Here is a 26239-nt window from a genome sequence, read left to right as displayed (position 1 = left end):
CTGCCCGGCCTGGCGCTGTCAGGTGCGCACGCCGACGATGGCAGATGCCTCGTCGTCGATCGCCGCCGTCGAGCTGCGCACGATGAGCGGCGACGACTCGTAGATGCGATGCGTCGGCGCGTCGGGGTCGTCGAGCTGCCACATGAGCAGCTGCACCGCGGCGCGCCCCTGCTGGTGCGGCTTCTGCTGGATCGTCGTGAGGGAGAACATGTCGGCGTACGAGTGGTCGTCGATCCCCACCACGCTCAGCGTGTCGGGGACGCGGATGCCGAGCCGTCGCGCGGCGATGATCGCGCCGACCGCCACCTCGTCGCACACCCCGACGAGGCCGGTCGGGCGGTTGCGGCGGTCGCCCAGCAGGTCGGCGGCCGCGCCGTAGCCGCCGGGCATCGTCGCCTCGGACGGGGAGTGACGAGCGGATGCCTCGAGCCCCGCGGCCCGCATCGCTCCGAGGTATCCGTCGAGTCGCTGCCGATCGCCGAAGCTCGTGCGTCGGCCGTCGGGATCACCGCCGATGAAGGTGATGGAACGGTGCCCGAGGCCGATGAGGTGCTCGGTCGCAATGCGGCCGGCGGCGTGGTCGTCGATCGACACGGCGTTCGTGCCCACGTCGTAGCCGCCGACGCTCACCACGGGCTTGCCGAAGGCCACGAGACGCTCGAGCTCGTGGGCGCTCGGCTCGATCCCCACCGCGATGAGGCCGTCGAACCGCTTGCGTGCGAGGAAGTGCTCGAACATCTCGCGCCGTGCCTCCGACTCGGGAGGCGCGCCATAGAGGGCGAGGTCGTACCGGCGCTCGAGCAGCGCGTCCTGGATCCCTTCCAGCACATGCGCGAAGAACCATCGGTCGAGAGTCGGCATGACGACGCCGATCGTCTGCGTGCGCCCCGTGACGAGGCTCACCGCACTGGTCGTCGGCACGTAGCCGAGCGCGGTCGCCGCTGCCTGCACCCGCGCTCGGGTCTCATCCGAGACATATCCGGCGCCGGTCAGGGCGCGGCTCGCGGTCGACTTCGACACTCCCGCGGCGCGAGCGACGTCGGCGATCCCCGCCATCGGCCCTCCTCGGCAGTCAGCGGCTCCACGTGCATCGGCGAGGTTTGTGGAACCGGTTCCGTGCACATTGTGCCGTGCGCGAGGGCAATCCGCCACCGCCGATTCCGGGTTTATCGAGTTGTGACCAACGGTGATTGTGCGGCCCATCCTGCATCCCCTAGCGTGAACATGGAATCGGTTCCCGACGTTCGTGCGGAACGGGCGACTGCGGTTCCGCAGAACTCAATGAGGAGGCACACATGACTGCAATGCGAACGCCGAGGCGGCGCCATCTGCTGGCCGCACTCGGAGTCACAGCCGTCGCGACCCTCGCCCTCGCCGGGTGCGCCGAAGGCGGCGGCGACGAGGGCGACGACGGAAACATCGAAGGCGAGACCGTCACGATCGCCGGCGGCATCACCGGCATCGAAGCCGAGAACATGCAGAAGTCGTTCGACCAGTTCACCGAGGAGACAGGCGTCATCGTCGAGTACTCGGGCGACAAGGCGTTCGAGGGCAACATCGTCACGAAGGTCCAGGGCGGCGACGCACCCGACATCGCGATCGTCCCGCAGCCCGGTCTGCTGCGCACGCTCGTCGGCACGGGGGAGGTCAAGGAGGCCCCGGAAGAGGTCGAGGCGAACGTCGACGAGAACTGGTCTCCGGACTGGAAGGCCTACGGCACCGTCGACGACGTGTTCTACGCCGCGCCGATGCTCGCGAACATCAAGGGCTACGTCTGGTACTCGCCGGCGAAGTTCGAGGAGTGGGGCGTCGAGGTCCCGACGACGTGGGACGAGATGATCGAGATCTCGGGCACGATCGCCGAGGCGACGGGCGGACCGTCGTGGTGCGCCGGCTTCTTCTCGGAGGCCGCGTCCGGGTGGCCGGGCACCGACTGGATCGAGGACCTCGTCCTGCGCCAGTCCGGTCCCGAGGTCTACGACCAGTGGGTCGCCAACGAGGTCGAGTTCACCGACCCGGAGATCCGGGAGGCCTTCGACGCGGTCGGCGAGATCCTTCTCAACCCCGAGTGGGTGAATGCCGGATTCGGCGATGTCGCGAGCATCAACGACGTCGCGTTCGCGGACGTCGCGGCGAAGGTCGCCGACGGCTCATGCCCGATGACGCACCAGGCCTCGTTCCTGTCGGCGAACTTCCTCGACGTGCAGACGGCCGAGGGTGCCACGCCGAACGTGGCTCCCGATGGCGACGTGTACGCGTTCGTCATGCCGGGCTACGACGAGGGCGCCGCCACGATCGAGGTCGGAGGCGAGTTCGTCACGGCGTTCTCCGACGACGCGGCCACGCAGGCCGTGCTCGAGTACATGTCGACACCCGAGTGGGCGGATACCCGCGTCGAGCTGGGCGGCAACATCTCGGCCAACCTGAACGCCGACCCGAGCCTCGCGTCGAGCGAGTTCCTCACCGAGGCGATGACCCTGCTGCAGGACCCGAACACGACGGTGCGCTTCGACGCCTCCGACCTCATGCCGGCGACCGTCGGTGCGGGATCGTTCTGGCGCGGCATGGTCGACTGGATCGACGGCAAGGACACCGAGACGGTGCTGAGCGACATCCAGGCCGGTTACGACGACTGATCTCCGGCTCCGAGGACGATGGGGCCGCTCGCGGGTGCGAGCGGTCCCGTCGTCCCTCCGGCCAGGACGAGCGGTGTCCCGGCCACGGTTCCATCCCAGTTCGATGAAGCGCTCGGAAGGCATCCATGACCGATACAACGAAGGTGTCGGAGGCGACTGAACCGCCCCTGACCGGCACCGCCCACTCTGATGCGAAAGAGGCCGGCCTCTCACGCCGACGCCGCCTCACCGTCATCGTCGTCACGATCGGGTTCATCCTCATCGCGGCGCTGGTCCTCCTCATGGTCACGCGACCGCCGGCGGAAGACGCCCCGCCCACGTCGCTGGGCTTCTCGTTCAACAGCTTCATGCGCTGGCTGGGCGACCTCAACCCGATCCTGCAGATCCCGATCGTGCTCGTGGTCTTCTTCGCAGTGGTCGGGATCATCCTGCTGCTGATCGAGTACGCGCCCCGTCCGGGGAAGTTCTACTTCTGGCTGCGTCTCGTGACCTGCTTCGCGATTCCCGTGCTGGCGTTCATGCTCCTACGGCCGTACCAGAACGCGGTGATCTACGTCCTCGCGATCGCGGTGCTCCTCGGCGCGCTGCTGTTCTGGGCGGACTACCGGGCACGTGAGGGCGCCGGTCACCTCTACCAGCTGGTCCTGTTCGCCGCTCCGGCGCTCACCCTGCTGGTCGTCGGCCTCCTCTATCCGGCGGTCGCGACCTTCGTCCAGTCGTTCTTCGACAAGACCGGCGCGGAGTTCGTCGGCATGGAGAACTACATCTGGGTGTTCACGAACCCGCAGGGCTTCTGGTCGGTGATCAACTCGATCATCTGGGTGATCGTCGCACCGACCTTCGCCACGATCATCGGGCTCGCCTACGCGGTGTTCATCGACCGCGCACGCGGAGAGAAGGTGCTGAAGGTGCTGATCTTCATGCCCTTCGCGATCTCGTTCGTCGGCGCGGGCATCATCTGGGGCTTCATGTACGACTACCAGCAGGGCAACCAGCTGGGCCTGCTCAATGCGATCGTGACGGCGTTCGGGTTCGACCCGGTCGCATGGCTGTCGATCACCCCGCTGGTGAACACGCTCCTGCTGCTCGTGGTCTTCATCTGGAGTCAGACCGGCCTCGCGATGGTGATCCTGTCGGCAGCGGTGAAGGCCGTGCCGACCGAGCAGATCGAGGCCGCGGCGCTCGACGGTGCGAGCGCGTGGCAGCGCTTCCGCAACGTCACGGTTCCCGGCATCCGCTCGTCGATCGTCGTCGTCGTGACGACCATCGCCATCGGCGCGCTGAAGATCTACGACATCGTCGCGGTCATGACCGGCGGACGCAACGACTCCACCGTCCTCGCGTTCGAGATGGTCAATCAGCAGCAGCGGTTCCAGAGCTACGGCCATTCCGCGGCGCTCGCCGTCGTGCTGTTCATCTTCGTGGTCCCGTTGATCGTCTTCAACGTGATCCAGATCCGGAAGCAGAGGGAGATCCGATGACTGTCGGAGTGGAGGTCATCGAGCCGAACCCCGACGCGCGGACGGCTCGCGACGTGGCGCGCGAGACGCGCAAGCACGAGAAGCTCGCGCAGAAGCGCCTGTCGTCGAAGGGGGCGACGATCGCCGCGATCGTGATCGCGTTCTTCTGGACGATCCCGACTCTCGGGCTACTGGTCACCTCGTTCCGGCCGCCTGCCGATGTGCAGTCGACCGGGTGGTGGACGGTGTTCGTCGACCCCGAGTTCACGCTGTCGAACTACGAGGCGGCGCTGACCGCGGGCGGAACCACGCTGACGCTCGCGCAGTCCTTCGTCAACTCGCTGGCGATCACCATCCCGGTGGCGTTCTTCGCCATGACCGTGTCGTCGATGCTCGCCTACGCGTTCGCGTGGATCGACTTCAAGGGCAAGGGCTTCCTGTTCGTCGCGGTGTTCGCGTTGCAGATCGTTCCGCTGCAGATGGCCCTGGTGCCGCTGCTGAGCCTGTTCTCGCGCGGTCTCACCATCAACGAGGTGACGATCTTCCCGGGGCTCGACATGAGCGACGTCGATCGCAGCTTCGCCACGATCTGGATCGCGCACGTGATCTTCGCGATCCCGCTCGCCGTGTTCCTGCTGCACAACTTCATCGCGGAGATCCCGCACGAGGTGATCGAGGCGGCTCGGGTCGACGGCGCCGGGCACGGGCAGATCTTCTTCCGCATCATCCTCCCGCTGGCGACGCCCGCACTGGCGTCGTACGCGGTGCTGCAGTTCATCTGGGTGTGGAACGACCTGCTCGTGGCGACGATCTTCGCGCCGTCCTCCTCGCTGCCAATGACGCAGTCGCTCGCGTCGCTGTCGGGCACGTGGGGCAACCAGTGGTTCCTGCAGGCTGCAGGAACCTTCCTAACGATCCTGTTCCCGCTCATCGTGTTCTTCGCGCTGCAGCGGTTCTTCGTGAGGGGCCTGCTGGCAGGAGCGACGAAGGGCTGAGACGACCGGAGCGGCGTCCGTACCGGGGGGCACGGACGCCGCTTCGTCGTGAGATCAGGTGTCAGCCGCAGCCGAGGCGCGCCTGCATCGACTGCATCGCGTCGATCTCGGCGGTCTGGCCGTCCTTCATGGCCTGGGCGACCTGCAGGGCGCGCGGGTCGCTGCCGAGTTCGAGAAGGGCCTCGGTCATGGGGATCGCGCCCTCGTGGTGGCTGATCATCAGCTCGAGGAACAGGCAGTCGGCTTCCTGGCCGGTGGCATCCTCCAGGGCGGTGAGCTCTTCGGCTGATGCCATGCCCATCGCAGCGTGCGCCTCGTCGTCGGTCATCGGCTCGTCCGCGGTGCCGCCGTGACCATGGCCGGCCTCGGAGCCGCTCATCCAGCTCATCATCGGCTCGCCCGACTGGGGGAGCCCCCACTTCACGAGCCAGTCGAACATCTCGCCGCGCTGCGCGGCCTGCCCGGTGGCGATGTCGTACGCGAGAACCCGCAGTTCGGCGTCCTCCGTCTTGCGGTAGATCTCCATGGCCATCTCGATGGCCTGGCCGTGGTGCACCTGCATGTCGCGCGCGAAGCCCGCGTCAGCCGAGGTCTGCCCGGGTGCCGTGCTCGGGCTCTGCGCCCCGAACGTCGAGAAGCGCCCGATCGCGAACGCGAGGGCCGCGACGGCGAGCAGAACGAGCGCGATCGCCCACCAGGGCCGCGAGGGCGCGGCGCCGGCGGGTGATTCGTCGCTCATCGTCGGACTCAGCGCTGGCCGGGTGCGTCGAGCGCGCCGGAGCACGAGGCGCCCGGCTCGGGCACGTCGGCGCTGCGCCAGTACTCCTCGAAGAACTGCTCGATGCGCTCGTCGTCGGGCGAGTCGACCTTGAGCTGGTGGTTCCAGTTGGTCACGGCGATGGGCGCGTCGAGGCCTTCGTACGGCGAGAGGACGACGTACGTCGACGGCAGGTGCGACTCCAGCGTCGCCAGGTCGTCGCCCGCGATGTCGTCGGGGTTGTAGGTCACCCAGACGGCGCCGTGCTCGAGCGAGTGGACGGCGTTCTCGTTGGGAACGGGCTGGTCGTACAGGCCGCAGTTCAGCCAGACGGCGTTGTGCGGGCCACCGGCCGGCGGGGTCTGCTCGTAGTCGACCGTGCCCTCGACATGCTGGGTGGCGTTCTCGAAGGTCTCGACGCCCTCGATCTCGACGCCCTCGCCGCCCGGGGTGTACGCCTTCGGCGGAGCCGGCGCGAAGACGATGGAGGCCACGATCAGGCCGATGATGACCACGGCGGCGGTGATCCCGACGACCCACCAGACGAGCTTGCTGCGGCGGCGCTTCGCGAGCTGCCTCTGGTACTCGGCCAGCTTCTCCTGGCGCTTCTGCTCGCGCTGCTGCTTGACGGTGAGGTTGATCTCTGCCTGCTTGGCAGGATTGCCGCTGGCGCGCTTGTCGGAGGGGCTCGGGGGTGTCGCGGTCATGTGCGTGATCTCGGCTCGGGCACCCGGCGTGGCGCACGAAAGCGCCGCGGGCAAGGGACAGGACACCGCAATCCTATGCGAGCGCATGCGCCGACTGCTGGGAAGGCGCCCACAGGCCGCCGAGATGACGCCGAGGGGCGAGCGGATGCCGCGCCTCCCGGTTTGCGGGCCGGGGTGGGGCATCCGCTATCATGGACTCTCGAATCGATTCGATATCTTCGCGATTCCTCCTCCCTCTCTGCGCGCCTGAGCCGTTCCCGCGGCGTCGACGCCTCCCGCATCGCCGCCGAAACGAAGTGTGACCGTGCTCGACACCGCCTCCATCCCCACCCAGCAGTCCGCTGACGCCGCTCCCCGCGTGCCCGCCGTGTCGCCCACCGGCGCCATCCGCACGCTCGGCGCCAACCCCGCGACCGCGCCGATCGTCCTGCACCCCGGCGACTCGATCCCGCACCGCAAGCGGGTGCTCTACATCGTGCTGCTCGGCGCCCTGACGGCTCTCGGGCCGTTCACGATCGACCTCTACCTGCCGGCGTTCCCGGTGCTCGAGTCCGAATTCCAGACGACGGCCGCGGCGATCCAGCTCACGCTCACCGGCACCATGGTCGGGTTCGCGCTCGGCCAGCTCATCGTCGGCCCGCTCAGCGACAAGGTCGGTCGGCGCGTGCCGCTCCTCGTGGTCACGGCCCTGCACGTCGCGGCGAGCGTCGGCGCCGCCCTGGCACCGAACCTCGAGCTGCTCTCGGTGGCGCGCGTCTTCATGGGCGCGGGCGCCGCGGCCGGTGGCGTCATCGCCGCAGCCGTCGTGCGCGACCTCTTCGGCGGTCGCCGCCTGGTCGTCATGCTGTCGCGCCTGGCACTCGTCTCCGGTGTCGCCCCCGTGCTCGCTCCGCTCGTCGGATCGGCCCTGCTCCTGGTCATGCCGTGGCGCGGGATCTTCGTCGTGCTCGGCGTCTACGGCAGCATCATGCTGATCGCCGCCGCGGTCTTCATCCCCGAGACGCTTCCTCCCGCCCGCCGCCACGAGAAGGGGACGACGACCGTCTGGCAGCGCTACAAGAGCGTGTTCTCGGACCGGGTGTTCATCGGCGTGCTGATCATCGGCGGCATGACGTTCAGCGGGCTGTTCTCGTACCTGTCGGCCTCGTCGTTCCTCTTCCAGCAGACGTATGCGTTCGACGCCCAGCAGTACGGCCTGCTGTTCGCCGCGAACTCACTCGGCGTGGTGCTCGGCGTGCAGGTCGCGGCGCGCCTCGCCGCCCGCTTCGGCCCTCAGTGGGTGATGGCGTGGTCGACGGCCGTGCTCGTGGTCGCGGCATCCGCCATCATCGTCACCGACCAGCTCGGCCTCGGCCTCTGGGGCACCGTCGTGCCGCTGTTCTTCTTCATGACCGCGTGCGGGTTCACGTTCCCGTGCGTGCAGGTGCTCGCCCTCGACCGCCACGGCAAGGCGGCCGGCACCGCGCAGTCGATCATCGGCGCGACGAACTTCGGCGTGGCGGGCGTCATCACTCCCGTCGTCGGGTGGATTTCGGCCGGCTCGGGCATCACCGCCACCACGATGGCCTCGGTCATGGTCGGCTGCGCGGTCATCGGCGTGCTGTCGCTGTGGCTGATCGTGCGCCCGCGCACCGTGGAGCGGCTCGCTCCCTGAGTCAGCCGAGGCCGTCGGCTCGTACCGGCTGCAGGCGGAACAGACGAACGGTGCGGCCGGACTCGCGCTCGTAGTTGCGGTAGCCCGGCCACTGCTGCTCGATGCGCGCCCACACGGCGTCGCGCTCGTCATCAGGCACGAGGCTCGCCCGCACCGGCATGCGTCGGCCACGGACCGTGATCGCCGCGTCGGGATGCGCGAGCAGATTGGACGTCCACGCGGGATGCCGCTCGCCGGCGAAGTTCGTGCCCGCGATGATCGCCCGCCCCTGGCCGTCGGGGCAGTACATCAGCGGAGCATCACGCGGCTCGCCCGACTTCGCGCCGATCGTATGGAGCACCAGCGACGGCACGAGGAGCGCGCTCACCTGCACGCGCCCGTGCGAGATCCACGCGACGAAGCGCTCGATCGGCGGAAGCAGGGCGGGGCCGAGGAATCTCCGGAACACGCGCGTGCGCGTGAGGGGCGCGATGAGCGCGCGGACGGTGTCGACGACGCGGGTCATGCCGCCATCATCCACCGTCGGGGACTAGCAGGGGCGACGCCCGGCCGCAATGCGATGCGGGCGGCGGATTCCGCCGGGCACAATGGGGCGATGACCGACCGGCGAACCGAAGGAGTCCGCCCGGCGATGGCCTACCTCGTCGCAGGGCTCGTCCTCATCACACTCGCGTGCGGGCTCGGGTGGTGGATCCTCACCCACGGGGAACCGCCCTTCGCCGTGGACGTGTGGTGGAACACCGCGACGGCGGAACTCTCGTCCGCGTTCCTGACGGGATTCTCGCGAGTCATGAACTGGGTGGGCGGGGGATGGTTCGGGGTGCTCGTCGTTCCCCTCGGCGGGGCGATCGGGCTGATCCTGTTGCGCCGGCCGTGGGCCGCCGCGTTCTTCCTCACGGCGGAGGCGGTGTCGGCCGGCGGCGTGCAGGTGCTCAAGCACCTCTTCGGGCGCGTGCGCCCGGAGGACATCATCGTGGTGTCGGACTACGGCTCGTACCCGTCGGGGCATGTGGCGAACGCCGCGACCATCGCCGTCGCGGCTGCCGTGATCTTCCCCCGGGTCTGGGTGATGATCGTGGGCGCGTGCTGGGTGGTGCTGATGGCCTTCAGCCGCACGTACCTGCACGCGCACTGGCTCAGCGACACCGTCGGCGGCGCGCTGATCGGTGCCGGTGCCGCCCTCCTCGTCGCCGCGGCATTCGCCGTCCCGATGGCCCGCGAGCGCATCGCCGCCGACCGGGGAGAGCCCGTCGCTAGGCTGAGCGCATGATCCCCACGCCGCCTCCAGCCGCCGCCGGCGCATCGTCCGGAGCCTCCGGGCGCGTGGGCCCAGCGCCCGAGACGCCCGATCCCGACGTCGCCGCCGCCGAGGCGGAGCTCGCACGATTGAAGGCGGAGGCGGAAGCAGCGGAGGCGCACCTCAAGGCGGCGCAGGCCAAAGCGGCGCTGGCAGCCGCCGAAGCGGAGGCCGCCAAGGCCCGTGCCGCGGCCGGCGGCGCGCGCGCCGCGACGGCGGAGCCGCCCGCGGTGCCCGCGATGGCCGAACCCGACGCGGAGACCACCGGAGCTGAGACGCCCGCAGCCGAGCCCACCACGGCCGAAGCGCCCGTTCCCGAGGTGGCGACCACCCCCGCCGCGCCCGCCCCGTCCGACGGGCCGCTGTCGGCCGACGACGTGTCGAAGATCATCGCCGGCTACACGTTCGAGTCCGAGACGCTCGACGTCGGCGCGCTCGTGAACGGCGATGCCGTGCCCGAGGCGCAGGTACGCATTCCGCTGGGCATGATGAATCGCCACGGGCTCGTCGCCGGCGCGACCGGCACCGGCAAGACCCGTACCCTGCAGGGCCTGGCCGAGCAGCTCGCCGCCAAGGGCGTGCCCGTGTTCGCCGCCGACATCAAGGGCGACCTGTCGGGTGTCGCGACGCCCGGCGACGGCAACGAGAAGCTCCTTGCGCGCACGCGTGCGATCGGCCAGGACTGGAAGGCCGAGGCATCCGTCACCGAGTACTTCGCCCTCGGCGGGATCGGCAAGGGCGTCCCCGTGCGCGCCACGGTGTCGGGATTCGGGCCGCTGCTGCTGAGCAAGGTGCTGGGCCTCAACGAGACGCAGGAGTCGAGCCTCGGGCTGGTGTTCCACTACGCCGACCAGCAGGGCCTCGCGCTCGTCGACCTGTCGGACCTGCGCGCCGTCCTGACGTACCTCACGGGCGACGAGGGCAAGGCGGAGCTCAAGAACCTCGGTGGGCTCTCCGCCGCGACCGCGGGCGTGATCCTGCGTGAGCTGATCACCTTCGCCGACCAGGGGGCGGACGTCTTCTTCGGCGAGCCCGAGTTCGACGTCACCGACTTCCTTCGCGTCGCAGCCGACGGTCGCGGCATCATCAGCCTGCTCGAGGTGCCCGGGGTGATCGACAAGCCCGCGCTGTTCTCGACGTTCCTGATGTACCTGCTCGCCGAGCTGTTCGAGCTGCTGCCCGAGGTCGGCGATCTCGACAAGCCCAAGCTCGTGTTCTTCTTCGACGAGGCGCACCTGCTGTTCAGGGACGCCTCGAAGGACTTCCTGGCCGCGATCGTGCAGACCGTGCGGCTCATCCGCTCGAAGGGCGTCGGGGTCTTCTTCGTGACCCAGACGCCGAAGGACGTGCCGTCCGACGTACTCGCGCAACTCGGGTCGCGCGTGCAGCACGCCTTGCGCGCGTTCACGCCCGATGACGCCAAGGCGCTGCGCGCGACCGTCGGCACGTACCCGAAGTCGGGCTACGACCTCGAGCGCGTGCTGCAGGAGCTCGGCACCGGCGAGGCGATCGTCACGGTCATGAGCGAGAAGGGCGCCCCCACGCCCGTGGCGTGGACGCGGCTGCGCGCTCCGCAGGGGCTCATGTCGCCGACGCCCGACCCGCAGATCGAGGCCGCGGTGAAGGCATCCCCGCTGCTCGCGAAGTACGGCACCGCGATCGACCGCGAGTCGGCCCGCGAGATCCTCACCGCGAAGATGAAGGCCGCCGACGACGCCGCCGCCGCGGAGGAGGCTGCGCTGGCGAAGGCCAAGGCAGACGCGGAATACGCGAAGCAGAAGGCGGCGATCGACAAGGCGCAGGCGGCGGCCGACAAGAAGGCGCAGCAGGAGTACGAGCGGCTGCTCAAGAAGACGCAGGGGACGAGCCGCACGAAGCGCAGCACCGAGAAGTCGCCGATCGAGCAGGTACTGGGTTCCAAGGCGACGCAGACCATCCTCGGGGGAGTCATCCGCGGGATGTTCGGCACCGGGCGCCGCTGACCCGTCACCGCCCCGAGAGGCCTAGCCTGGAGGTATGGCGACGAAGCCTCCGAAAGCCGACATCGACGAGTCCCGCGTCCGCGTCACGCAGACCAAGCGCGTGGCCGTCGGCGTGCCCGCCGTGCTGCACGCGTTGCAGATCGCGAACGAGCAGATGGGCGTCACCCGTTCGGTGCAGACCCTGCTGCGGGTGAACCAGAAGGACGGTTTCGACTGCCCCGGCTGCGCCTGGCCCGAGGAGGACAAGCGCCACACCGCCGAGTTCTGCGAGAACGGCGCGAAGGCGGTCGCCGAGGAGGCGACGCTGCGCCGCGTAAGCCCCGAGTTCTTCGCCGCCCACTCGATCGACGAGCTGCGCGCGCACGACGACTGGTGGCTGGGGCAGCAGGGCCGGCTGACTCACCCGATGATCCTCGACGAGGGGGCGACGCACTACCGCCCGATCTCGTGGGATGACGCGCTGCGCGAGATCGCCGGCGCCATCGCCCACGTGGCCGACCCGGACGAGACGGTGTTCTACACCTCGGGGCGCACCTCGAACGAGGCCGCCTTCCTGTACCAGCTGCTCGTCCGCGGGGTCGGCACGAACAACCTGCCCGACTGCTCGAACATGTGCCACGAGTCGTCGGGCTCGGCACTCACCGAGACCATCGGCATCGGCAAGGGCACGGTGTCGATCGAGGACATCCACGAGGCCGACCTCCTGATCGTCGCAGGGCAGAACCCCGGCACCAACCACCCGCGCATGCTCTCGGCGCTCGAGAAGGCCAAGGCGCGCGGGGCCACGATCATCGCGGTGAACCCGCTCCCCGAGGCGGGTCTCATGCGGTTCGAGAACCCGCAGACCGTGAAGGGAGTCGCGTTCCGCGGAACGAAGCTCGCCGATCAGTTCGCGCAGATCCGGCTCGGCGGCGATCAGGCGCTCTTCCAGGCCATCGGCAAGCATCTGCTCGAGGCCGAGGAGCGCGACGGCGGCGTGCTCGACCACGCCTTCATCGCGGAGCACACGAGCGGCTTCGAGGCGTATCGGCAGGCGAGAGCGGATGCCTCGTGGCGCGAGCTCGTCGAAGCCACGGGCCTGCCCGAGAAGACGCTGCGGCGCGTCGGCGAGGCGGTGCGCATGTCGAAGGCGACGATCGTGTGCTGGGCGATGGGCCTCACGCAGCACAAGCACTCGGTGCCCACGCTGCGCGACATCGTCGACGTGCTCCTGCTGCAGGGCAACATCGGGCGCCCCGGCGCCGGCGTCTGCCCGGTGCGCGGACACTCCAACGTGCAGGGCGATCGCACGGTCGGCATCTACGAGAAGCCGTCCGCTGCGTTCCTCGACGCCCTCGACGCCGAGTTCGGCTTCGCCGCACCAAGGGAGCACGGCTTCGACACCGTCGGAGCGATCCGCGCGATGCGCGACGGCGGAGTGCGGTTCTTCATGGGCATGGGCGGCAACTTCGTCTCGGCCACGCCCGACACCGCGGTCGTCGAGGCGGCCATGGGCCGGGTCGACCTGACCGTGCAGGTGTCGACCAAGCTGAACCGGTCGCACGTCGTCACCGGGCGGCGCGCGATCATCCTGCCGACGCTCGGCCGCACCGATCGCGACCAGCGAGGCGGCCGCGAGCAGCGCGTCACGGTCGAGGATTCGATGGGCGCCGTGCACGCGTCGCGCGGACGCCTCGCTCCGCCCTCGGAGGAGCTGCTCAGCGAGGTCGCCATCGTCGCGCGGCTGTGCGGTCTGCTGTTCGGGGGAGCGGATGCCGCGGCATCCGCTCGCCTTGCTCCGCCGGCGTCGCCCGGGGCCGCACCGGAACAGGACATCGATCGCGGACAGGTCGAGCGCACCTCGGCGGAGGAGGCCGACGGGTCGAACCCGGCGGAGGTGCGGCATCCGCTCAACGTCCCGCGCGCCGACTGGGCGGCGCTCGAGGCCGATTACGCGCTGATCCGCTCGCACATCGAGCGGGTGATCCCGGGCTTCGACGACTACGAGGCACGCATCGACAAGGGACGCACGCTGCACCTGCCGAACGGTCCGCGCGACGCTCGGCGGTTCGCGACGGCTGACGGCAAGGCCCGCTTCACGGTGAACCCGCTGGAGTTCCCGCGCATCCCCCGCGGGCGCCTGCTGCTGCAGACGCTCCGTTCGCACGACCAGTACAACACCACGATCTACGGCAAGGACGACCGCTACCGGGGCATCCACGGAGGGCGGCGCGTCGTGCTCGTGAACGCGAAGGACATCATGGCGCTCGGCTTCGCGCCGGACGAGGTCGTCGACCTCGTCTCGGAGTGGACGGGTCCCGACGGCCGTATCGAGGAGCGGCGCGCGGAGCGGTTCCGCATCGTGCCGTACCGCACGCCGCGGGGCAACGCCGCCGCCTACTACCCCGAGACGAACGTGCTCGTGCCCCTCGACTCCGTCGCCGACGTCAGCGGAACGCCGACTTCGAAGTCGGTGGTCGTGCGTCTCGAGCACCGCGACCGCTGACGCTCTCTAGGCTGGAGCAATGAGCCGAGCCGCCGTCATCACCGTCTCCGACCGGTCGTCCTCGGGCGGGCGGGACGACGCGAGCGGTCCGGTCGCCGTCGCCGCCCTGCGCGACGCCGGGTTCGACTGCGCCGACGCGGTCGTCGTGCCCGACGGCGCCGACAGCGTCGAGCGCGCGCTGGTGGCCGAGATCCTGGCGGGCGCGAAGCTCATCGTGACATCCGGCGGGACGGGCGTGAGCCCCCGGGACGAGACCCCCGAGGGCACGCGACGCGTGGTGACGCGCGAGGTCCCCGGCATCGTCGAGGAGCTCCGTCGCCGCGGTGCCGCCGAGATGCCCGCAGGAATGCTGTCACGCGGGGTCGCCGGCGTCGCCGATCCGCACGGGGCGCTCATCGTGAACCTGCCCGGCTCGCCGAAGGGCGTCGCGTCGGGTATGCCCGTGGTGCTGTCCGTCGCGCAGCATGCGCTCGACCAGCTCGGCGGGAGCGACCACTGATGTCGGCTGTGCGCCTCGCCGCGATCAGCGCGGAGCCGCTCGACCTCGCGGCGCATCTCGACGCCGTGGACGACCCTGCGATGGGCGCGCTCACGACCTTCGTCGGTCGCGTGCGCGATCATGATCCGGATGCCGCGACCTCGGTCGTCGCCCTCGAGTACTCCTCGCACCCCGATGCCGCGACCGCCCTGCAGCGCCTCGCCGAAGAGGCGATCGGCGAGGGCGACGCGATCGTCGCGGTGTCGCACCGCATCGGCACGCTCGCGGTGGGCGACGCCGCCGTGGTGATCGCGGTCGCCGCCCCGCATCGGGCCGAGGCGTTCGAGGTCTGTCGCGCGCTCATCGAGACCATCAAGACCGGGCTGCCGGTGTGGAAGCGCCAGGTCGAGGCGGACGGCACCGCCACCTGGCTCGGCCTCGGCGGCTGACCGCTCGCGTCGACCTCCGCTCGCTCAGCCGGCGGCGTGCTCAGCGGGCGGCGCTCAGCCGAACGGGGCTCCTCAGCCGCCCGCGAAGGGCGGCAGCACGTCGACCACGTCGTCACGGCCGAGTGCCGTCGCGTCATCGACGCGCGAGCCGCCGACGAGCACGGCGCAGCGCGGCAGGATCGTGCCGAGCCCGGGATGATCGGCGGCGACGGCACGCCGCAGGTCGCCGAGCGTCGCCTCGATGCGGTGCTCGGTGTCTCGGCCGGCGGCCTCCTGGGCGGCGGCGAAGTAACGGACGACCGGCACTACTGCTCCTCCCACACCGCCGCGAGGGCGGCCACGGCCTCGAGCGCCTCACGCACTCGGGCAGGATCGTCGCCGGCCCGGCCGGCGACCAGCCCGGCGACGAACGCGCCGAGCGGAGCGGCCGGTCGCGCGACGCCGTTCGCGACGTCGCGCGTCAGGTCGAGCACCGCGGAGACGGGCACGTCGGCCTCGGCGAGCCCGAACCGCTGGCGCAGGGTCGCGGCCCACGCGTCGAGGGCTTCGGGCGGAAGGGTGCGGGACTGCTCGGTCATGACGTCTCCTCGGCCTGGGCGGCCCGTGCCCGGGCCTCCTCCAGATCCTCCCACGTGTCGACGTCGCGGGTCAGGTCGTCGGGGGCGGCGACGACGACGATGGACAGCTCGTCGATGAGGGCGCGGACGGGTGCATCCCGGCCCGCGTCGGGCAGAGCGGATGCCGCGGCCCGCAGCGACCGGGTGCGGTAGACGCCGATGAGCCACTGCGGCCGGCTCGAGGCATCCGCCAGGCACATCCCGTCGCTGCCGGAGGGCAGCAGCGGCAGATCGGCGACGAGCCGGCGCACGGCGGCGCCGACGGCGGGCAGGTCGCACGCGAGCAGAAGGGTCCACTCCGGGTCGGACGACGGGTCCCACGACGCGAGAGCCGCGACCACACCCGCCGTCGGGCCGGCGAACGGCGGGTCCTCGCGGATCCAGCCGACGCGGAGCCCGGGGTCGAGGAGGGGGCCGACGGCCGTCACGGGCTCGGCCCCGGCGTCCGCCACGGCGGCTACGGCGGCGCCGATCAGGGTGATGCCGCCCACGTCGAACAGCGGCTTGACCGCCCCGCCGACGCGCGACGCCCGGCCGCCGGCGAGCAGGATCGCGCCGAGCGAGCCCGCGCTCACGTCATTCCTCGCCGGGACGATGCCAGTCGCCGCTCTTGCCGCCGGTCTTGGCGACGATGCGCACATCGTGGATCGCGGTGCCCTTGTCGAGGCCCTTCACCATGTCGACGATCGCGAGGCCGGCGACGGACACCGCGGTGAGCGCCTCCATCTCGACGCCGGTGCGGTCGGCGGTGCGGACCGTCGCCTCGATCTCGACGCCGTCGTCGACGATGCGGAGGTCGACGGCCGCCCCGTGCACGCCGATGACGTGGGCGAGGGGGAGGAGCTCCGGGGTGCGCTTGGCCGCCTGGATGCCCGCGATGCGCGCGACGGCGAGTACGTCGCCCTTCGGGACGGTGCCGTCGCGGAGTGCCGAGACGACCTCGATCGAGCAGCGGACGAACCCCCGGGCGGTCGCCGATCGCACCGTCGGCTGCTTCCGGGTGACATCGACCATTCGCGCGTGGCCGGCATCGTCGAGATGCGTGAAGCTCATGTGATCAGCATGACATCGACGGGATCGCCCGCGTCGACCCTGCTGACCTCGGCAGGCACCACGGCGTAGGCCTCGGCCCGGCCGAGACCGCCCGCGAGGTGGGAGCCGCCGCTCGTTGCGGGCACCGCGCGCCACGCGGCAGGGTCGCTGCGGTCGATCGTGACGGGGAGGTACTGCGCCCGGCCCGGGGGCGTGCGCCAGGCGGTCGCGGCGGAAAGCCGCAGGACCGGGCGCCGCAGGTCGCGGCGGCCCTGCATGCGCAGGAGTGCGGGGCGCACGAACACCTCGAACGACACGGCGGCGCTCACCGGGTTGCCGGGGAGGCCGAACAGCAGGATGCCCGACGTCGTGCGCCCGAAGCCCTGCGGCTTGCCGGGCTGCATGCGCACCCTGCTGAACGCCATGCGGTCGCCCAGGGTGTTCTTGACGGGTTCGTACGCGCCGGCGCTGACGCCGCCGGTGAACACGACCAGGTCGGCGCCGAGTGCCTCGGCCGCGGTGATCGCCTCGCGCGGGCCGTCGCCTTCGTCCGACACGCTCGCGCGCAGCACGACCTCGGCGCCCGTGCCCGCAACGAGTCCGGCGAGCAGCTCGCTGTTCGACTCGGGGATCTGACCACGCTCGAGCGGCGCTCCGGGCGCGACGAGCTCCGACCCGGTGGAGACGATCGCGACGCGCGGCATCCGGCCGACGGTGAGCCGGTCGACGCCCGCCGCGGCCGCGGCGGCCACCTGCAGCGCGCCGAGGAGGATGCCCGCCGGCAGCACGACGTCGCCGACGACGGCATCCTCGCCGCGGCGGCGGATGTGGGCTCCGGATCGGGCGGGCCCGGCGATGACAGTGATGTCACCCAGCGAGTCGGCCAGCCCGCCCGCCGTGTCTTCGAAGGGCACGATGGCGGTGGCATCGGACGGCACCGGCGATCCCGTCATGATCCGCGCCGCTTCGCTGGGCGCGAGCACGGGGTCGAGGGCGGTGCCGGCGGGGAGGTCGGCCACGACGCGGAGACGTGCGGGAGACTCCGGGGACGCGCCGGCGACGTCGTCGAAGAGCACGGCGAACCCGTCCATCGCCGAGTTGTCGAACACCGGGATGTCGACGGCGGCCCGCACATCCTCGCTCAGTGTCCGTCCGAGCGCGGCGGCGAGCGGCACGTCGACCGCGTCGAGGGTCGGGGTCGCCGCGAGCACCGTCGCCAGATGCTCCTCGATGTCGATGAGTCCGTCATCGGCGCCGCCCCGGCTCACGCGTGCTCCCGTTCGACGGCGGCCTCGGGCCAGGCATCCATGCCACCGGTGAGGACGGATGCCTCGATCCCCGCGTCGCGGAGCGCCCGCGCGGCGCGCTCGGCCCGCACGCCGACCTTGCACACGACGACGACGGGTCCGGCACCCACGGTTGCAGGCGCGGCGAGCACGTCGCCGAGGGGGCGCTCTACGACGCCGGGCAGCACGCCGAGCGCCGTCTCCGACGGCTCGCGCACGTCGAGCAGCACTGCGCCCGCCGCCTGTGCGGCGAGCGCGGCGTCGAGGCTCACACGAGGGATCGGCTCGGCGGCGCCCGCGGCCGGCGCGACCGGCCTTGCCGCGCCCGCCCCTGCCGGCCGCAGGGGGATCTCGTCGGTGCGACCCCGCAGCGCGTCGATCACCATCACGCGACCGAGCAGCGGGTCTCCGACTCCCGTGATGAGCTTGATCGCCTCCGTGGCGAGAAGCGAGCCGGTCTGAAGGCACAGCGACCCCAGCACACCGACCTGCGAGCACGTCGGCACGTCGCCGACCGTCTCGGGCGGATACAGGTCGCTCAGCCGTACGGCGGCCACGCCCGCGGGCGGCGCCGTCCAGAACACCGTGGCCTGAGCGTGGAACTCCTGCACGACACCCCACACGAGCGGCACCCCGAGCCGCTCGCAGGCGGCGGCGACGGCATCCCGCGTCTCGAACGTGTCGGTGCCGTCGATGACGACGTGTGCGCCCTCCAGCAGCCGGGCGGCGTTGTCGCGCGTGAGGTGCGCGGCGACCGGGAGCACGACGGTCGTCGGCGAGAGATCGGCTGCGATGCGGACGGCCGAGTCGATCTTGGGCCGGCCCGCGTCGCCGACTCGGTGCATGACCTGGCGCTGGAGATTGGATGCCTCGACCTCGTCGTCGTCGATGACGGTCAGGGTGCCGACGCCGGCCGCTGCGAGCGCGAGGACGGCGGGCGACCCGAGTCCTCCTGCGCCGACGACGGCCACATGGGCGGCGGCGAGACGGCGCTGAGCGATCTCGCCGAAGCCCGCCAGCACGCGGTGCCGCGCCGTGCGGGTGCGCTCGTCGTCGTCGAGCTCCGCGACGGGCTCGACCAGCGGAGGAAAGGCCATGCCCTCAGGCTAGCCGCGCCCAGCGAGGGTGGGGCGTCCCGATGACGTCGCGGCGGTCACGCGCCCTCGCAGGCGTCGAGCATCTCGAGCGACCAGTCGTTCACGGCATCCAGCCGCGCCGCGAACGCCGGGTTCACGCCGGCCATGCCGGTGTACCAGAGGCCGAAGCCCACCTGGCGGACGGCGATGTAGTCGTCGATGCGGTCGATGTCGATCGTGCGGCGCGTCTCGTAGCCCGCTCGCAGCGCCTCGAGGTACGCCGGATAGTCCGGTTCGAGGCGAAGCTCCCACAGGCCGGTGGCGAGTTCGTAGAGGCGGGGCCCGGTGCCGCAGTCGTCGAAGTCGATCAGTTTCACCCGCCCGCCCTGGAACAGGGCGTTGCCCAGGTGAAGGTCGGCGTGGATGAGCCCGACATCGCCCTCCGCCGCCATGACGTCGGCCATCCTGTCGGCAACGGCGTCGAATCTCGCGCTCACGGCGGCAGGAAGGCGCGACCAGCACTGGGCGGCCGAGAGCTCGCCGTAGACCATGACGTCTCCGAAGAACGTCTCGTGGTCCCAGCGGATCCGCGTGAAGCCGGCCGGCGGGGTCCAGGCGTCGGCCTGATCGTGCAGCACGGCCATCGCGGCACCGAGTCGGCGCAGGTGCACCGGGCGGGCGGACTCCTCGTGCATGCGGCCGTCCATCCATCGCAGCACCGAGCAGACCCGGGTCTGGCCGGCGGCAGCCGCCGACACGGTCATCGATCCGTCGGTCGCCGGGAGCGCCTCGGGCACCTCCAGGTCCGTATCCGCGCGGATGCTGCGCAGCCACGCGATCTCGGACTCGATGGCGCTCGCGGTGTCGACGTCCTGGCCGTGGCGCTGCGGTCGGTGCACGCGCACAAGATGGCGTCCTGCCGGGCTGTCGTGCCGGAACGTGGTGTTCTCGCCGTGAGTGACGAAGGTCAACCGGCCCTCGGGCAGGGGATAGTCGCGCAGCGCGGTGACGGCGACCTTGCGCAGCGCGCCGATCTGCGAGCGGCGGGACGGCATGGCCCACTGTCCGCCACAGGCCTTCGGGAGGGCAAGGGGGCTGCATCGAGTCGTCTGGGTGCATTCCGCGTCTGCGGTTGAAACGGGTGGAAAACACCGCAGCTGCGGTGATAGCCTTCGATCCATGCCGAGCTTCAAGATCTCCGACGCGGCCCGCCTGCTCGGCGTGAGCGACGACACGATCCGCCGGTGGGTCGATGCCGGCACGCTCCCGACGACCGGCGCCGTGCCGGCCGAGATTCCCGGCGATGCGCTCGCCGCGCGCGCGGTCGAGCTCGCCGCTGCGGGGCCGGCCCCATCCGACGTGCTCTCGAGCGCGCGCAACCGGTTCGTCGGGCTCGTCACCCGCGTGCAGCGCGACGGGCTGATGGCTCAGGTCGACATCCAGTCCGGCCCGCACCGCGTCGTCTCGCTGATGTCCGCCGAAGCGGTCGACGAGCTCGGGGTCGACGTCGGCTCACTCGCCGCCGCGGTCGTGAAGGCGACGAACGTCATCGTCGAGATCCCGAGAGGGTGAGGATGCCGCGCCCCGCCGCTCGACGCCCGCTCGCGGGGCTCATCGCCGCGCTGCTCGTCGCCGGCGTGCCCCTCGCCGGGTGCGCGGGTGCATCGGGCGATACGGCACCGGGCGCTGCGTCGGGCTCCACCGCCGACGTCGACCTCTCCGGCGAGCTCACGATCTTCGCGGCGGCATCTCTCGCCACGGCGTTCGACGAACTGGCCGCGCGGTTCGAGCAGCGGCATCCGTCCCTCGATGTCGTCCCGATCTCGTACGACGGGTCGAGCACTCTCGCGACCCAGCTGGTCGAGGGCGCCCCCGCGGACGTGTTCGCGTCGGCCGACGAGTCCACCATGAAGCGGGTCATCGACGCCGGCCTCGCGGCGGACCCGCATCCCTTCGCCTCCAACACGCTCGTCATCGCCGTCCCGTCGGGCAACCCGGCCGCCATCACCGGCATCGCCGACCTCGGTGAATCCGACGTCACGGTCGTACTGTGCGCCCCCGAGGTGCCGTGCGGCGCGGCATCCGCCACCCTTCTCGCACGGAACGAGGTCGTCGTCTCTCCCGCGAGCCTGGAGCAGAACGTCACGGCGGTGCTCACGAAGGTCGCCGCGGGCGAGGCCGACGCGGGTCTCGTGTACGTCACCGACGCACTGCGCGCCCCTCAGGTCGACGCCGTCGAGGCAGCGGGCTCGGCCGACATCGTGAATCGCTACCCGATCGCCGCGCTCAGCGAGGCCGGCAACCCCGCTGCCGCGGCGGCTTTCGTCGACTACGTGCTGTCGGCGGAAGGTCGCGCGGTTCTCGAAGGCCTCGGCTTCGGGGCGCCGTGACCGAGCCGGGTGGCGGACGTGATCGCGTGGGGTTCGCCCCGCGCGTGCTCGCGATCCCGGCCGCGATCGGCCTGGCGCTGCTCATCCTGCCGCTCACCGCACTCGTGCTGCGGGTGCAGTGGTCGACACTGTGGCAGGACATCACCTCACCTGAGGCGCTGTCGGCGCTCGGCCTCTCGCTGACCACCGGGCTCACCGCGACGGCCGTGTGCGTCGTGCTGGGCGTGCCGCTCGCCCTGCTCATCGCGCGCAGCCGCGCGCGGACGGCGGCGGTCCTGCGGGCGCTCGTGACCGTGCCGCTCGTGCTGCCGCCGATGGTCGGCGGCGTCGCCATGCTCTTCCTGTTCGGTCGCACCAGCTGGCTCGGGGGCGTGCTCGCCGAATGGGGGATCCGGGTGCCGTTCACGACCGGCGCGGTCGTGCTCGCCCAGACGTTCGTCGCGCTGCCGTTCCTCGTGCTGGCGCTCGAGGGGTCGCTTCGCACGACGGGTGTCGGCTACGAACAGGCCGCGGCCGGCCTCGGCGCAGGCCGCTGGACGATCCTCGGCCGCGTGACGCTGCCGCTGGCGGCACCCGGACTCATCGCGGGCATCGTGCTGTGCTTCGCCCGCGCGGTCGGCGAGTTCGGCGCGACGGCGCTGTTCGCAGGGAACGCGCCCGGCGTGACGCAGACCATGCCGCTCGCGATCTACACCGCGTTCAACGGGGCCGGCGTGTCACAGGGCTCGGCGGTCGCGCTCTCGCTGCTGCTGCTGGTGACGGCGATCGGTGTCCTCCTGCTCGTGCGCGCCTGGCGGCCGGAGGCGCCTCGATGACCGCCCTCGATGCGCACATCGTCGTGGAGCGGTCCGGCTTCCGCCTCGACGCGACCGTGCAGGCCGCGCCGGGCGAAGTGGTCGCCGTGATGGGCCCGAGCGGCGCGGGCAAGTCCACGCTCCTGGGCGTTCTCGCCGGGCTGGTGGCCTTGGACGCCGGCCACGTGCGGCTCGGCGACCGCGAGCTCGACACGGCACCGCGGCCGCGCGTGCGCACCACACCGTCGCGTCGCGGGATCGTGCTCCTGGGTCAGGAGCCGCGCCTCTTCCCGCACCTGTCCGCGCACGAGAACATCGCCTTCGGACTGCGTGCCCACGGTGCGACGAAGCAGGTCGCGGCGGCGGAGGCCGACCAATGGCTCTGGCGCGTGGGGCTCGACGGGATGGGGTCGCGCCGGCCGGCTCAGCTGTCGGGCGGGCAGCAGCAGCGGGTCGCACTCGCGCGGGCGCTCGCGACGAGCCCGGACGCCCTGCTCCTCGACGAGCCGCTGACCTCGCTCGACGCCGAGACCGCCGGCGACGTGCGGGCGCTGCTGCACGATCAGCTCACCGCGACGCGCTCCACTGCGATCGTCGCGACGCACGACGCCGTCGACGCGGTCGCCCTCGCGTCCCGGCTGCTCGTGCTCGAGGAAGGCCGCGTGACCCAGACCGGTCGCGTGCGGGAGGTGCTCGCGGAGCCCGCGACGCGCTTCACCGCCGCCGTGGCAGGCCTGAACCGCGTCGAGGGAGAGGTGCGCGGCGGGCGCTGGCAGCGCGACCACGTCGTGCTGGCCGCCGGGGACGCGGCATCCGCTCCTTCTGACGGCACGGCCGTCGCGGCGGTCTTCCGACCGTCGGCGGTCGGGATCGACCGCACCGAGGCCGACACCTGGACGGGCGCGCTGCGGCTCGCCCCCTCGGTCGTCGAGGGCGAGTGGCTGGCGCGTGTCACGCGGCTCGAGCAGACGCCGGGCGGCGTGCGCGTGCGCACGGTCGATCCCGAGGTCGCCGTCGACCTCACCGCCGACCGCGCCGCCGAACTCGGCCTGGCGCCGGGGCTCCCGGTGCGACTGCGCCTGGACGCCGGCGACGCTCGGTTCGTCCCGCTCGGCTGACACGCTCGGTTCGTCCCGCTCGGCTGACGCGCTCGGCTGACGTGCCCGGCCGACGTGCTCGGCTGACGTGCCCGGCCGACGTGCGCTGCCGGGCCGCTCCTAGACTCGTCGGGTGACCCGCATCCGCCCCTTCCGATCCGGTGACGAGCCGGCGCTCGCCGACATCTGCCTCAAGACGGCCGACGCCGGCGCCGACGGGACGGGGGTCCTCGACGACGACGACCTGTGGGCCGAGATCTTCGTGCTCCCCTATGTGGCCCGGCACCCCGAGCTGGCGTTCGTGGTCGAGACAGACGACGAACGTGTCGTCGGCTACATCGTCGGCGCGCCCGACACCGCCGCGTTCGAGGAGTGGTTCCGCACCGGGTGGTGGCCGCGCCACGCGGCGCGCTGGCCGCAGCCCGAGGCCGAGGAATCCCGTCAGGACGGCCTCCTGCGATACGCGTACGGCCGGCACGGCGGAGCCGAGCCGTACGGCGACGCGTACCCCGCGCACCTGCACATCGACCTCCTGCCCGAAGCGCAGGGTCGCGGGCTCGGCCGCCTGCTCATCGCGACGTTCGCCGACGCGCTGCGCGCGCAGGGCGTGACGGGCCTGCACCTGGTGGCATCGGCCGACAACGCGGGGGCCATCGCGTTCTACCCGCGGGTCGGCTTCACGCCGTTGCCGTCGCACGACGGCGTGCACGCCTTCGGCATGAGCCTGGTCTGACGTCCGGCGACCACAGCGTCGGCGCGAGCGCGACCCCTTCGGCATGAGCCTGGTCTGACGCCCCGGCGACCACAGCGTCGTCGCGAGCGCAACCCCTTCGGCAAGCGCGACGGGCCGCGTAGCCTGCCGGGATGGACGACCTCTCCGCACCCACCGGACGCGAACCAGAACTCGCCGCGGTGCCGCGTCCGGACGGCACGCCGCCGCGGGCGCTGGTCATCGGGGCGACGGGCTACATCGGCGGCCGGCTCGTGCCACGGCTGCTGGCCGCGGGCTACGCGGTCCGGGTGCTGGCCCGCGACCCCACCCGGCTCGGCGCGTTCGAGTGGGGGGACCGCGTGGAGGTGATGGCGGGTGATGCAACGGATGCCGCGGCCGTGGCATCCGCCGTCCCCGATGTCGACGTGCTGTACTACCTCGTCCACTCGATGTCGTCGGGCAAGGGCTTCGCCGACGCCGACCGCACGGCCGCCGAGACGGTGGCGGGGGAGTCAGCTGCCGCCGGGGTCGGACGGATCGTCTACCTCGGCGGCCTGCACCCCGACGACGTGGAGCTGTCGCCCCACCTGCGCTCGCGCGTCGAGGTCGGCGAGGCGTTCCTCGGCAGCGGGGTGCCGACGCTGGTGCTGCAGGCCGGCGTCGTGATCGGGTCGGGATCGGCGTCGTTCGAGATGGTGCGCCATCTCACCGAGGTGCTGCCGTACATGCCGGCGCCGAAGTGGGTGCGCAACCGCATCCAGCCGATCGCCGTCCGCGACGTGCTGCACTACCTCCTCGGCGCCGCGCGCGTGCCCGCCGACGTGAACCGTGCCGTCGACATCGGCGGGCCCGACGTGCTCCGCTACGGGCAGATGATGAACGGCTACGCCGTCGAAGCCGGCTTGCGGCAGCGGCCGATCGCGACACTGCCCGTGCTCACACCGCGCCTCGCATCGCACTGGGTGAACCTCGTCACACCGATCCCGCGGTCGATCGCACGGCCTCTCGTCGAGTCGCTGCAGAACGAATGCGTCATGAAGGACCACGACGTCGACGCCCTCATCCCGCCTCCCGGCGACGGGCTGACCGGGTACCGCGCCGCCGTGCGACTGGCACTCGGCCGCGTCGAGGGCGACGCGGTCGAGACGAGCTGGCAGGACGCCGAGGTGCTCGGAGTGCCGAGCGACCCGCTCCCCAGCGACCCGGAGTGGGCGGGCCGCGTCGTGTTCACCGACCGCCGGTCCGCCGTCACCTCGGCGCCGCCGGCGGCGCTGTGGCGCGTGATCGAGGGCATCGGCGGGGAGAACGGCTGGTACTCCTCACCGGTGCTGTGGGCGATCCGGGGCTGGATGGACCGCATCGTCGGCGGGATCGGGCTCGCCCGGGGCCGGCGCTCGAAGGGGCGACTCGCCATCGGCGACGCGCTCGACTTCTGGCGTGTCGAGGCACTCGAACCGGGCGCATTCCTGCGGCTGCGGGCCGAGATGAAGGTACCGGGTCTCGCGTGGCTCGAGTTGCGGGCGGTCCCGGATGCCGCGGGCTCGCGCTACGAGCAGCGGGCGGTGTTCTTCCCGCTGGGACTGGCGGGGCGGCTGTACTGGCTGGCGGTGCTGCCCTTCCACGGGTTCATCTTCGCGGGCATGGCCCGGCGCATCGCCGACGCGGCGGAGACGGTGGCGGGAACGGGGGCGTCGGCAGATGTCGTCGCCGGGGATCCGGAGCACGTCGACTCGGCGGCCGGCCCTCCGGTCACGTCGGCAGCGGCTCCCTGAGGTCGCGGATCCGGCGTCGCTCCAGCAGCGTGTGGCCGGTGCCCGCGATGCGCCGCTCGTCGGTCATGGTCGCGCCGTCCTCACGCCAGCCGTGGCGCTCGTAGAACGCGGCCGCGCGCGCATTGCCGTCGAGCACCCACAGGTGCGCCTTGCGGAAGCCCGACGAGCGCAGCCGCTGCTCCGCCGTGACGAGAAGTGCGTGGCCGATGCCGCGCGACCAGTGCTCGGGGCGCGCGTAGATCGCGTAGACCTGACCGTCGCGCGGACGATCGCTGTCGATCGACGGACCGATCGACGCCCAGCCCGCGGCGACCCCGTCGAGCTCGGCGAGGAGGTCGCACGCCTGCAGCTCACCGTGCATCTCGTCCCAGCGAGCCAGTCGCCGCTCGGTCTCGCGCTCGGCGTCCATCGCGTCGAGGATCTCCTGCGCCATGAGTCCCGCATACGCCGCCCGCCACGTGTCGATGCGCACCCTCGTGATGCTCGCGGCGTCGTCGCGCGTGGCGATGCGGACCGTCAGCGTCATGCCTCCGACGCTAGCCGAGTCAGCCGCCCGTCATGCA

Annotated in this window: 27 protein-coding genes; 15 read left to right on the top strand and 12 right to left on the bottom strand. The window is 71.6% G+C overall.

Going from position 1 to position 26239, the window contains the following annotated elements; genetic code table 11:
* Positions 1 to 18: 18 nt before the first annotated feature.
* Positions 19 to 1056, bottom strand: coding sequence for a LacI family DNA-binding transcriptional regulator (locus H9622_RS08210; protein ID WP_191765902.1), 1038 nt, complete (start codon positions 1054 to 1056; stop codon positions 19 to 21).
* Positions 1057 to 1304: 248 nt separating this feature from the next.
* On the opposite strand from H9622_RS08210, the gene H9622_RS08205 reads away from it, so the two are divergent.
* The 3 genes from H9622_RS08205 to H9622_RS08195 all read left to right on the top strand — a co-directional run bounded on the left by H9622_RS08205 (position 1305) and on the right by H9622_RS08195 (position 5091).
* Entirely contained in the window at positions 1305 to 2636 is a 1332-nt protein-coding gene (locus H9622_RS08205; protein ID WP_191766136.1) for an ABC transporter substrate-binding protein, read from the top strand.
* 125 nt (positions 2637 to 2761) lie between these two features.
* On the top strand, positions 2762 to 4117 hold the full coding sequence (locus H9622_RS08200; RefSeq protein WP_191765901.1) for a carbohydrate ABC transporter permease: 1356 nt from the start codon (positions 2762 to 2764) through the stop codon (positions 4115 to 4117).
* A complete protein-coding gene (locus tag H9622_RS08195) occupies positions 4114 to 5091 on the top strand; it encodes a carbohydrate ABC transporter permease (protein WP_191765900.1) in 978 nt (325 codons plus the stop codon). Before H9622_RS08200 ends, H9622_RS08195 begins: the two co-directional genes overlap by 4 nt.
* 61 nt (positions 5092 to 5152) lie before the next feature.
* Here the strand turns inward: H9622_RS08195 and H9622_RS08190 are convergent, their stop codons facing one another.
* Together H9622_RS08190 and H9622_RS08185 are read right to left on the bottom strand one after the other, a co-directional pair.
* Positions 5153 to 5830, bottom strand: coding sequence for a DUF305 domain-containing protein (locus tag H9622_RS08190; protein ID WP_191765899.1), 678 nt, complete (start codon positions 5828 to 5830; stop codon positions 5153 to 5155).
* A gap of 8 nt (positions 5831 to 5838) precedes the next feature.
* Positions 5839 to 6555 carry a DUF3105 domain-containing protein gene (locus H9622_RS08185; protein ID WP_191765898.1) on the bottom strand — a complete coding sequence of 239 codons (717 nt, stop codon included), beginning with the start codon at positions 6553 to 6555 and terminating at the stop codon, positions 5839 to 5841.
* Positions 6556 to 6859: 304 nt separating this feature from the next.
* On the opposite strand from H9622_RS08185, the gene H9622_RS08180 reads away from it, so the two are divergent.
* Positions 6860 to 8209 carry a multidrug effflux MFS transporter gene (locus H9622_RS08180; RefSeq protein ID WP_191766135.1) on the top strand — a complete coding sequence of 450 codons (1350 nt, stop codon included), beginning with the start codon at positions 6860 to 6862 and terminating at the stop codon, positions 8207 to 8209.
* 1 nt (position 8210) lies between these two features.
* Here the strand turns inward: H9622_RS08180 and H9622_RS08175 are convergent, their stop codons facing one another.
* On the bottom strand, positions 8211 to 8714 hold the full coding sequence (locus H9622_RS08175; protein WP_191765897.1) for a nitroreductase family deazaflavin-dependent oxidoreductase: 504 nt from the start codon (positions 8712 to 8714) through the stop codon (positions 8211 to 8213).
* A 90-nt stretch (positions 8715 to 8804) separates the two neighbouring features.
* Here H9622_RS08175 and H9622_RS08170 point away from each other — a divergent pair, with 90 nt between their 5' ends.
* The 5 genes from H9622_RS08170 to H9622_RS08150 are packed head-to-tail and all read left to right on the top strand — an operon-like array spanning position 8805 to position 14900.
* On the top strand, positions 8805 to 9479 hold the full coding sequence (locus H9622_RS08170; RefSeq protein WP_225221831.1) for a phosphatase PAP2 family protein: 675 nt from the start codon (positions 8805 to 8807) through the stop codon (positions 9477 to 9479).
* Positions 9480 to 9532: 53 nt separating this feature from the next.
* Entirely contained in the window at positions 9533 to 11488 is a 1956-nt protein-coding gene (locus H9622_RS08165) for a helicase HerA-like domain-containing protein (RefSeq protein ID WP_318247068.1), read from the top strand.
* Between the two features lie 34 nt (positions 11489 to 11522).
* A complete protein-coding gene (locus tag H9622_RS08160) occupies positions 11523 to 13973 on the top strand; it encodes an FdhF/YdeP family oxidoreductase (protein ID WP_191765895.1) in 2451 nt (816 codons plus the stop codon).
* A 19-nt stretch (positions 13974 to 13992) separates the two neighbouring features.
* Positions 13993 to 14472, top strand: a complete 480-nt coding sequence (locus H9622_RS08155; protein ID WP_191765894.1) for a MogA/MoaB family molybdenum cofactor biosynthesis protein — start codon at positions 13993 to 13995, stop codon at positions 14470 to 14472.
* Complete coding sequence (locus H9622_RS08150; protein ID WP_191765893.1) at positions 14472 to 14900, top strand: molybdenum cofactor biosynthesis protein MoaE; 429 nt, start codon at positions 14472 to 14474, stop codon at positions 14898 to 14900. The genes H9622_RS08155 and H9622_RS08150 overlap by 1 nt, the downstream gene beginning before the upstream one ends.
* A 72-nt stretch (positions 14901 to 14972) precedes the next feature.
* Here the strand turns inward: H9622_RS08150 and H9622_RS08145 are convergent, their stop codons facing one another.
* From H9622_RS08145 to H9622_RS08115, 7 genes are read right to left on the bottom strand one after another with little or no spacing between them, the layout of a single operon-like run.
* Positions 14973 to 15206 (bottom strand): MoaD/ThiS family protein, encoded by a 234-nt coding sequence (locus H9622_RS08145; RefSeq protein ID WP_191765892.1) that lies wholly within the window; start codon positions 15204 to 15206, stop codon positions 14973 to 14975.
* Positions 15206 to 15478, bottom strand: coding sequence for a DUF6457 domain-containing protein (locus tag H9622_RS08140; protein WP_191765891.1), 273 nt, complete (start codon positions 15476 to 15478; stop codon positions 15206 to 15208). The genes H9622_RS08145 and H9622_RS08140 overlap by 1 nt, the downstream gene beginning before the upstream one ends.
* Positions 15475 to 16092 (bottom strand): molybdenum cofactor guanylyltransferase, encoded by a 618-nt coding sequence (mobA, locus tag H9622_RS08135; protein WP_318247067.1) that lies wholly within the window; start codon positions 16090 to 16092, stop codon positions 15475 to 15477. Before mobA ends, H9622_RS08140 begins: the two co-directional genes overlap by 4 nt.
* Before the next feature lies 1 nt (position 16093).
* Positions 16094 to 16570 carry a cyclic pyranopterin monophosphate synthase MoaC gene (moaC, locus tag H9622_RS08130; protein ID WP_191765889.1) on the bottom strand — a complete coding sequence of 159 codons (477 nt, stop codon included), beginning with the start codon at positions 16568 to 16570 and terminating at the stop codon, positions 16094 to 16096.
* Positions 16567 to 17817 carry a molybdopterin molybdotransferase MoeA gene (locus H9622_RS08125; RefSeq protein ID WP_191765888.1) on the bottom strand — a complete coding sequence of 417 codons (1251 nt, stop codon included), beginning with the start codon at positions 17815 to 17817 and terminating at the stop codon, positions 16567 to 16569. The genes moaC and H9622_RS08125 overlap by 4 nt, the downstream gene beginning before the upstream one ends.
* Positions 17814 to 18932, bottom strand: a complete 1119-nt coding sequence (locus tag H9622_RS08120) for a HesA/MoeB/ThiF family protein (RefSeq protein WP_191765887.1) — start codon at positions 18930 to 18932, stop codon at positions 17814 to 17816. Before H9622_RS08120 ends, H9622_RS08125 begins: the two co-directional genes overlap by 4 nt.
* 56 nt (positions 18933 to 18988) lie before the next feature.
* A complete protein-coding gene (locus H9622_RS08115; RefSeq protein ID WP_191765886.1) occupies positions 18989 to 19966 on the bottom strand; it encodes a phosphotransferase enzyme family protein in 978 nt (325 codons plus the stop codon).
* 124 nt (positions 19967 to 20090) lie between these two features.
* Between H9622_RS08115 and H9622_RS08110 the strand changes: the two genes are divergently transcribed.
* From H9622_RS08110 to H9622_RS08085, 6 genes are all read left to right on the top strand, one after another.
* Positions 20091 to 20483, top strand: a complete 393-nt coding sequence (locus H9622_RS08110) for a TOBE domain-containing protein (protein WP_191765885.1) — start codon at positions 20091 to 20093, stop codon at positions 20481 to 20483.
* Positions 20484 to 20485: 2 nt separating this feature from the next.
* Complete coding sequence (gene modA, locus H9622_RS08105) at positions 20486 to 21301, top strand: molybdate ABC transporter substrate-binding protein (RefSeq protein WP_191765884.1); 816 nt, start codon at positions 20486 to 20488, stop codon at positions 21299 to 21301.
* Complete coding sequence (locus H9622_RS08100; protein ID WP_191765883.1) at positions 21298 to 22116, top strand: ABC transporter permease; 819 nt, start codon at positions 21298 to 21300, stop codon at positions 22114 to 22116. The genes modA and H9622_RS08100 overlap by 4 nt, the downstream gene beginning before the upstream one ends.
* Positions 22113 to 23213, top strand: a complete 1101-nt coding sequence (locus H9622_RS08095) for a sulfate/molybdate ABC transporter ATP-binding protein (protein WP_191765882.1) — start codon at positions 22113 to 22115, stop codon at positions 23211 to 23213. The genes H9622_RS08100 and H9622_RS08095 overlap by 4 nt, the downstream gene beginning before the upstream one ends.
* Positions 23214 to 23325: 112 nt before the next feature.
* A complete protein-coding gene (locus tag H9622_RS08090) occupies positions 23326 to 23925 on the top strand; it encodes a GNAT family N-acetyltransferase (protein WP_191765881.1) in 600 nt (199 codons plus the stop codon).
* A gap of 131 nt (positions 23926 to 24056) precedes the next feature.
* On the top strand, positions 24057 to 25676 hold the full coding sequence (locus H9622_RS08085; RefSeq protein WP_191765880.1) for an SDR family oxidoreductase: 1620 nt from the start codon (positions 24057 to 24059) through the stop codon (positions 25674 to 25676).
* Here the strand turns inward: H9622_RS08085 and H9622_RS08080 are convergent.
* Positions 25654 to 26202, bottom strand: coding sequence for a GNAT family N-acetyltransferase (locus H9622_RS08080; protein WP_191765879.1), 549 nt, complete (start codon positions 26200 to 26202; stop codon positions 25654 to 25656). The genes H9622_RS08085 and H9622_RS08080 overlap by 23 nt on opposite strands.
* Positions 26203 to 26239: the final 37 nt, after the last annotated feature.

Source organism: Microbacterium gallinarum, from assembly GCF_014837165.1.
In the GTDB taxonomy this organism is placed as follows: Bacteria; Actinomycetota; Actinomycetes; order Actinomycetales; family Microbacteriaceae; genus Microbacterium; species Microbacterium gallinarum.
The sequence above is the reverse complement of the archived record's forward strand: the minus strand, read 5'-3'. Positions and strand labels throughout refer to the sequence as shown.

Excerpts from the sequence above, each read along its gene's own strand:
- H9622_RS08210 (WP_191765902.1), bottom strand. The coding sequence starts at position 1,056 with ATGGCGGGGATCGCCGACGTCGCTCGCGCCGCGGGAGTGTCGAAGTCG.
- H9622_RS08205 (WP_191766136.1), top strand. The coding sequence starts at position 1,305 with ATGCGAACGCCGAGGCGGCGCCATCTGCTGGCCGCACTCGGAGTCACA.
- H9622_RS08200 (WP_191765901.1), top strand. The coding sequence starts at position 2,762 with ATGACCGATACAACGAAGGTGTCGGAGGCGACTGAACCGCCCCTGACC.
- H9622_RS08195 (WP_191765900.1), top strand. The coding sequence starts at position 4,114 with ATGACTGTCGGAGTGGAGGTCATCGAGCCGAACCCCGACGCGCGGACG.
- H9622_RS08190 (WP_191765899.1), bottom strand. The coding sequence starts at position 5,830 with ATGAGCGACGAATCACCCGCCGGCGCCGCGCCCTCGCGGCCCTGGTGG.
- H9622_RS08185 (WP_191765898.1), bottom strand. The coding sequence starts at position 6,555 with ATGACCGCGACACCCCCGAGCCCCTCCGACAAGCGCGCCAGCGGCAAT.
- H9622_RS08175 (WP_191765897.1), bottom strand. The coding sequence starts at position 8,714 with ATGACCCGCGTCGTCGACACCGTCCGCGCGCTCATCGCGCCCCTCACG.
- H9622_RS08170 (WP_225221831.1), top strand. The coding sequence starts at position 8,805 with ATGACCGACCGGCGAACCGAAGGAGTCCGCCCGGCGATGGCCTACCTC.
- H9622_RS08160 (WP_191765895.1), top strand. The coding sequence starts at position 11,523 with ATGGCGACGAAGCCTCCGAAAGCCGACATCGACGAGTCCCGCGTCCGC.
- H9622_RS08155 (WP_191765894.1), top strand. The coding sequence starts at position 13,993 with ATGAGCCGAGCCGCCGTCATCACCGTCTCCGACCGGTCGTCCTCGGGC.
- H9622_RS08150 (WP_191765893.1), top strand. The coding sequence starts at position 14,472 with ATGTCGGCTGTGCGCCTCGCCGCGATCAGCGCGGAGCCGCTCGACCTC.
- H9622_RS08140 (WP_191765891.1), bottom strand. The coding sequence starts at position 15,478 with ATGACCGAGCAGTCCCGCACCCTTCCGCCCGAAGCCCTCGACGCGTGG.
- moaC (WP_191765889.1), bottom strand. The coding sequence starts at position 16,570 with ATGAGCTTCACGCATCTCGACGATGCCGGCCACGCGCGAATGGTCGAT.
- H9622_RS08120 (WP_191765887.1), bottom strand. The coding sequence starts at position 18,932 with ATGGCCTTTCCTCCGCTGGTCGAGCCCGTCGCGGAGCTCGACGACGAC.
- H9622_RS08115 (WP_191765886.1), bottom strand. The coding sequence starts at position 19,966 with ATGCCGTCCCGCCGCTCGCAGATCGGCGCGCTGCGCAAGGTCGCCGTC.
- H9622_RS08110 (WP_191765885.1), top strand. The coding sequence starts at position 20,091 with ATGCCGAGCTTCAAGATCTCCGACGCGGCCCGCCTGCTCGGCGTGAGC.
- modA (WP_191765884.1), top strand. The coding sequence starts at position 20,486 with ATGCCGCGCCCCGCCGCTCGACGCCCGCTCGCGGGGCTCATCGCCGCG.
- H9622_RS08095 (WP_191765882.1), top strand. The coding sequence starts at position 22,113 with ATGACCGCCCTCGATGCGCACATCGTCGTGGAGCGGTCCGGCTTCCGC.
- H9622_RS08085 (WP_191765880.1), top strand. The coding sequence starts at position 24,057 with ATGGACGACCTCTCCGCACCCACCGGACGCGAACCAGAACTCGCCGCG.
- H9622_RS08080 (WP_191765879.1), bottom strand. The coding sequence starts at position 26,202 with ATGACGCTGACGGTCCGCATCGCCACGCGCGACGACGCCGCGAGCATC.